The 6,161-nt window shown below is 53.3% G+C and carries 6 protein-coding genes, 1 tRNA gene and 1 pseudogene; 7 read left to right on the plus strand and 1 reads right to left on the minus strand.

The genetic code is table 11. The features are described from left to right. Positions 1-32 precede the first annotated feature (32 nt). The 6 genes and pseudogenes from AC27VJ_RS19570 to AC27VJ_RS19595 all read left to right on the plus strand — a co-directional run bounded on the left by AC27VJ_RS19570 (position 33) and on the right by AC27VJ_RS19595 (position 5,113). Entirely contained in the window at positions 33-605 is a 573-nt protein-coding gene (locus AC27VJ_RS19570; RefSeq protein ID WP_488685397.1) for a polysaccharide biosynthesis/export family protein, read from the plus strand. A 325-nt stretch (positions 606-930) separates the two neighbouring features. Continuing rightward, positions 931-2,484: an undecaprenyl-phosphate glucose phosphotransferase gene (locus AC27VJ_RS19575; RefSeq protein ID WP_488685398.1), complete on the plus strand. Its 1,554-nt coding sequence runs from the start codon at positions 931-933 to the stop codon at positions 2,482-2,484. Positions 2,485-2,550: 66 nt separating this feature from the next. Beyond that, positions 2,551-2,700: a hypothetical protein gene (locus tag AC27VJ_RS19580; protein WP_113089489.1), complete on the plus strand. Its 150-nt coding sequence runs from the start codon at positions 2,551-2,553 to the stop codon at positions 2,698-2,700. 172 nt (positions 2,701-2,872) lie between these two features. Further along, positions 2,873-3,469 (plus strand): hypothetical protein, encoded by a 597-nt coding sequence (locus AC27VJ_RS19585; protein ID WP_488685399.1) that lies wholly within the window; start codon positions 2,873-2,875, stop codon positions 3,467-3,469. A gap of 420 nt (positions 3,470-3,889) precedes the next feature. Continuing rightward, positions 3,890-3,963, plus strand: a tRNA-Pro gene (locus AC27VJ_RS19590). A gap of 438 nt (positions 3,964-4,401) precedes the next feature. Further along, positions 4,402-5,113, plus strand: a pseudogene (locus tag AC27VJ_RS19595) (transposase). Between the two features lie 63 nt (positions 5,114-5,176). Here the strand turns inward: AC27VJ_RS19595 and AC27VJ_RS19600 are convergent. Then, positions 5,177-5,542, minus strand: coding sequence for a helix-turn-helix domain-containing protein (locus AC27VJ_RS19600; RefSeq protein WP_488685400.1), 366 nt, complete (start codon positions 5,540-5,542; stop codon positions 5,177-5,179). A gap of 337 nt (positions 5,543-5,879) precedes the next feature. Here AC27VJ_RS19600 and AC27VJ_RS19605 point away from each other — a divergent pair. Beyond that, the coding region (locus AC27VJ_RS19605; protein WP_488685401.1) for a hypothetical protein at positions 5,880-6,161 on the plus strand (282 nt) is incomplete at its 3' end.

Consider the following 6,161-nt stretch of genomic DNA (forward strand, 5'->3'; position numbering starts at 1 on the left):
GCCTGAAGAAATGTTTTGGAGCATGATTGCGGATGACGTTCGCTGCCCCACGCTTGATATCCGTCCTGATCGTTGCACTCGCGGCAACGCTCGCGGGCTGTTCGGCGTACAAGCCGGCACCGCGCGCCTTTAACGAGGCAGCGCTGCAACCTTACCGCCTCGATAGCGGCGACCGTCTGCGCGTCAACGTCTTCGATCAGACGGGGCTGACCAATACCTATACCATCGATCAGGCTGGCTACGTTGCCTTCCCGCTCGTGGGACAGGTGGCAGCACGCGGCAAAACCGTCTCGCAGCTGGAATCGGGCATTGCCCAGAAGCTGCGTCAAGGCTTCCTCAAGAACCCGGATGTCACGATCGAGATCGATCGTTACCGGCCAGTCTTCGTCATGGGCGAAGTCGGCAGACCCGGCCAATATTCCTACGTGCCCGGCATGACGGCGCAAAACGCCATTGCCATTGCCGGCGGCTTTACGTCCCGCGCCAACCAGCGCGACGTGGATGTCACCCGAAAAATCAACGCCAATGTGCTGACCGGCAGAATCATCATTTCCGGCCCGATCATCGCAGGCGACACGATCTATGTCCGTGAACGTTTCTTCTAAGCGGCCTCATCACCTCATGGACATGCATCACCTAAGAGGATCTGACGTTTAAAAGTTTGCAGCCTGGAAACGGCGCCGCTGCAAAGGCGCTTTCCATCGGCTCACAGCTGCGGGTAAACTGGTATTGCGTATCCCGCCCCCTTTTCTTTTCACCGCGCCCTGCGATGAAGCCACCGAAACTGATCATATCAGCATCTTTGCAAATTAAAGGTGTATATTCGCCATATGCTGGTGTAAACTGGCGTGGGAGAGGCTTGGAACTCTAAGCGTTTATTAGCATGTTGTTCGTATTCTCCCACTGCACTAGAGGCTGCGGAAAGACAGAATGAGCAACGCTGGAGGCGACACCAACCCGATCGATCTGAATGCTTTGCGCAAAAAGCTGGCTCGCACCAATGAGGATGGCAACGCAAAGAAGAACGAGCCGGCAACGCTCAATCCACTCGCGCTCCAGGTCGCCAATCAGCTTCGCGCGACCAGCCATTCACCCAACATCGTCATCGGACAATTGCGGCTGCTTGAATTCGTGGTGCTGACGGTGGTCGGCATTCTCATCAATGCGCTCGAAGTGCCGGATGCCTTCGGCTCCCGCGTCACCCTTATTGCCATCTGCGTCTGGAACGGCATTTTCTGCTCGATTCTGCTGCAGGCAGCCGATGCTTACCAATTGCCCAATCTGCGCCGCGCCTTCGATACCATGCCGCGGGTGCAGGGTGCGTTGATTGCGTCTTTCGCACTCACCGTCCTCCTCGCTTTGGCATTCCTGCCGACTGACGATCTATCGTGGAAAAATCTTGGCCTCTGGTATGCGGGAAGCGTCGTTTTCCTGCTGATCGAGCGCATCATCGTTGGTTTGATGATCCGCCATTGGGGCCGAAACGGCGTCATGGAAAGGCGCGCGGTCATCGTCGGTGGCGGTCAGGCAGCAAAGGATCTGATCCGCTCGCTCGAACACCACGACAATGACATCCGCATCTGTGGCATTTTCGATGACCGCAAAAGCGCGCGCTCTCCAGAGGTGGTCGCTGGTTATCCCAAGCTCGGCACCTTTGCGGAACTGGTGGAGTTTGCCCGCCTGACCAAGCTGGACATGCTGATCATTTCCATTCCCATGAGCGCGGAAGCGCGCATATTGGAACTCATCCGCCAGCTATGGGTGCTTCCGGTGGATATCCGCATTGCCGCCCACGCCAACAAGCTGCGCTTTCGCCCCCGCTCCTACTCCCACATTGGCAGCGTGCCGATGTTGGATGTGATGGACAAGCCATTGCGTGACTGGGACTCGGTTGCCAAGCGCGCCTTCGATGTCGTCTTCAGCATCATTTGCATTGCGCTTCTGTGGCCCATCATGCTGGGCGCGGCGATTGCAGTGAAAAGCACGTCCAAAGGTCCCATTCTGTTCAAACAGAAACGTCATGGCTTCAATAACGAGACAATCAATGTGTGGAAGTTCCGCTCCATGTATACGGAGATGAGCGACCCGACGGCGAAGAAAGCGGTGACGAAGAACGACCCGCGCGTGACGCCGGTGGGCCGGTTCCTGCGCAAGTCCTCCATCGATGAGCTGCCGCAGCTCTTCAACGTTCTGGCTGGTGATCTCTCTCTTGTCGGGCCGCGCCCGCATGCCGTGCATGCACAGACAGGTGACTTGAAATATACTGAAGTCGTTGAGCATTATTTTGCACGCCATAAGGTCAAGCCCGGCGTAACGGGCTGGGCCCAGATCAACGGCTGGCGCGGCGAAATCGACCACGGCGACAAGATCAAGAACCGCACGGCCCACGATCTTTATTATATCGAGAACTGGTCGCTGATGCTGGATCTGAAAATCCTGATTCTCACGCCCATCCGGCTGCTGAAATCTGAAAACGCCTACTGATAAGCACGGAACTTCTTGCGATTTCATGCGTTTGGCTCCCGCAGATTTACCGATCAGGGGAAACACATGACTCAGACCAACAATCTTTACCTCATCATTGGCGCGCTCATGATCGCCGTCGTAGGCCTTGGCGTCTATGTCTGGCACGAGGAAAGCAAGCCCAAGGGCATCGAAATGAACATCGGTCCCAACGGCGTTTCCGTCCAGGAAAATTGATCTCTCCAGTTTCGCGCAGGTTGAGAAAACTAGACCGGTTTATGTCAGTTTTTTAACACGACAGAAACCGGTCTTTTTATGAGAAAAGATCAGAAAATGCCCGCTTTCGCGTGAAGCGATGGTTACGGCGCCGATGATTGGCGACGAACCGAAAATCAGGATGTGTTCGGCAATGGTCTCTGGACTTGGTTCGCATGTGCAGCTTCTGTCTACCAAACTCGCGCTGAAAGCTATCGAGGAGCAACAAGCGGTTACGCAAGAGCTGCCCGCCCTCGCTCATGCCGACACTATGCAGAGTGACGAATCGTCCGCAAACGATCTCCCGCAGGCGGAACAGCCTTCCACGAAGCCACAGCCGACCCTGTCGATCATCGCAACGACAGCAGAACCTGAAGTCGCCTACATCACATCTGCCGACTTTATGGGACAGTTGAAAGTCTGGCTGACGGAACTCTCGAACGATTCCACCACTGCGGCGCAGGGAAAGGCCATGCTTCAGGCATTGGCATCCCACACCCTCAAAGTGTTCGATCCGGTCGAAGGTATCGTCGTGAAAGCGTGGGATATCGACGCTCTCGAAATACAGGACAAGCACTGCGAAAAAATCACGCCCATCTGCTGGAGCCAATTCCTGAACCAGCACGTCAAGCGCCACGAAGGTGCCTCCTACGCGAAAAACGCAGACGGAAGTTTCATCGACATCACATCCGGTGAAAGCGCGATGTTCGGCCCCGTGGGCAGCAACTATTTCTATTTCACCTGGCGATAAGCCAGGCCAAAAACATGAAACTTTGAGAAATGGGAGACCCGCCGCTGTCCCACCCAGCATATGGCGGGTCTCAACCGTTTACCCCTCCAGTCAGGGCTGAGACACAGAACCACGTTACATAAAATATGGCAAGATCGTGGCGATGATTTTGGATAATAATTATTCACTTTGCCTTTTAAATCATCAAATTACGAGAAACTGCGCCGATCAATATACTTTTCCGAGTGCAGCCGTGAGTTTGCGGAGAGTTTTTTCCAGCGCCGCAATTTTACACTTGCGCATGAACCGCCATCTATATAAACGCCTGTTCTGTGTCGGAGCGTAGCGCAGCCCGGTAGCGCACTTGACTGGGGGTCAAGGGGTCGTGGGTTCGTTATACGGGACCATGACTTTGTTCAGGCACAGGAAGAAAACGTCGTACGGAGTGTAGCGCAGCCCGGTAGCGCACTTGACTGGGGGTCAAGGGGTCGTGGGTTCAAATCCCGCCACTCCGACGTTTTTCAAGGACTTAGCTAGGCCCGTCTCACACGACGGTCAAAAAAAAGCCAGCGAGCCTTTAGCAGGCGCTGGTTTTTCCTCGGCTTTAACCTGGCTGTTATATTTGGGTCGGTTAATCTGTTCAATCTGCGTATTTTCAATAACTTAGCCGGGTGGGAGTGTTCATATAGCACCCTGATTCTGAACAATTTGAACACGCTGCGGTGAGAACCTCGATTTCGGTGCTTATTCAATACTCCAACGGATGGCGAACAACTCCCACTATAATCAGGCTGAAGCTGCGCGCTTCCAAATTGCGCCGTAGCTGCTTCAGCCTGATTGGGCACAACGCAGAAGCTCACCGCAGGTGCTTCCTTACTGTGCCGCGCACTCACCAACTGGATTTTAAATTGGTCTGATTTTGCGTCATTACGGCCTTGATTCGGGGGCTCTTGGTGACCCGTCGCTGGTTTAATCTCACCGATTTCGAATGGCCTGCTGTCGCGCTCTTGCGCAGAATAAGCTGCAGGGCGTGCCACGGGTTGACGAAAGGTGGGTAAGCAACGGACCTTGTGGCGGTTCCGAATTGGCTCACATTAGTCAGACGTTTGTTATCGATATGTTCGTGCAAAGCCTGCCACAATCGCTCCGTGCGATGGCGCACAGGAGGTATCGGGGACATGTTCTAGGCTAGTTTTCGAAGGCCTTCGATGGCGACGTCGTCATGATTGTTAGCTCATGTGTCCGTGTTCACTAGCCTGTAGCGACGGGAGGCGGCTTGACTACCAAAATCCACGGTGTTGTCGATACAATAGCCGACCGATACGTCCCGCGCGGACAGCAGGTCGCGCCCATGACTGTGACAGGGCTGTGCCAATGTTACAACCAATCGTCACGGGTGCGATTCTGCTGGCGGACAGGGCACACAATACCAATGCTATCAGAGCATTTGCAAAACCAAAGCAGGCGTAGGGTCTATATTCGTGCCAAGAGCAATCGGAAGGAAAGTTTCTTTTTGGCAGTGGTTCACAGACATCACAATCTCGTCGAGCGGTTGTCCAGCAAACTCAAACAGTTCAGAGGTAGCCACGCGCTAGGGCAAAGACGTGGAAGTTTTTGGATGCCGTTAAAACCACGTTAGCAAGAATTTGGATCAGATCGTTTTGAGTCTGCACCCCAGATTTAGGCGGTTTTCTGCTCACGACACAAGGGCGTTGTGCCATTTTTGGTTCAGTCCGTTGCTGTCTTGCTGATCCAGCGAACGCCAGCGCCGAATTCATCTGTTTCCTTGGTGATCTCGACGTTAAGGCCCCGCAAAGTGTTTTCCAGTTTCGCGGCAAATGTCTTATTTAGACCCTTGAGAATATCTTGCTCCAATTGAGCTATGAAATTTCGGCTGACACCTGACCGGTGTGCAAGTTTGTCCTGCGACAAATTTGCGAGCCCGCGCGCGCACCGAAACAGTTTACTTCTGAAAGGATCAAATCTTCCAGGGGTGCGCCACCGCAATCCGGCACCATGAATTTCTGACACGTCAAAAAACTCCACACCCTCCCGTTCAAAATACGCTCGTACCAGAAGCGCATTGCGCGGCATCAGAATGTGTTTTCCGGCCTCAAAGCTATGCATAAAATGGCGTGTTAGTTGGCACGATTCCTCGACCTGCTCTTGGGTTAACCCAAGCAAATATCTCGCAGCTCTTAAAAGGTCCACAGAGGCATCCATATTGCCAAAAACGTGGCAATCGAACCAATGTCAACAATATGGATTTTCGTTTCTAAATATGGATTTTTGATTTTAATATTTGATTTTAGATTAAGAATCAGTCTTTGTCGTTCAGGCCATCGCGAATCATACCCTCGTGATCGGTAGGAAATTCGTCGGTCGTGAAGTTGTCGCGATCCATTTTCCACTTCTAACCCTTGGGGCTGAAATGAACGAAAAGCACGGTTATAAGGTCGATGAGTTCATTGATGCTTTGCGGTCAGTCGCAGAAGCCAGGCGAGAACTTGATCAGCTAATTGGGAAAAAGGCTCAACGCGTTTATCGCGGACTCGGTAGAGAGATGCTTGAGAAAAGCCCGCATGAATTCCTTGCTTATTGTGCTCTGGTACGCGTGCTGAAGCGAGAACACGCGTTTCTTTCAAAAAGTGGAGGCGTCCTTGTTGTGCGAGTCCCGGCGCATTGGCCTTTAGAAGAATTTGAGGCTCTTGCG

It is taken from the genome of Agrobacterium sp. 20P9.1.2, from assembly GCF_057799395.1.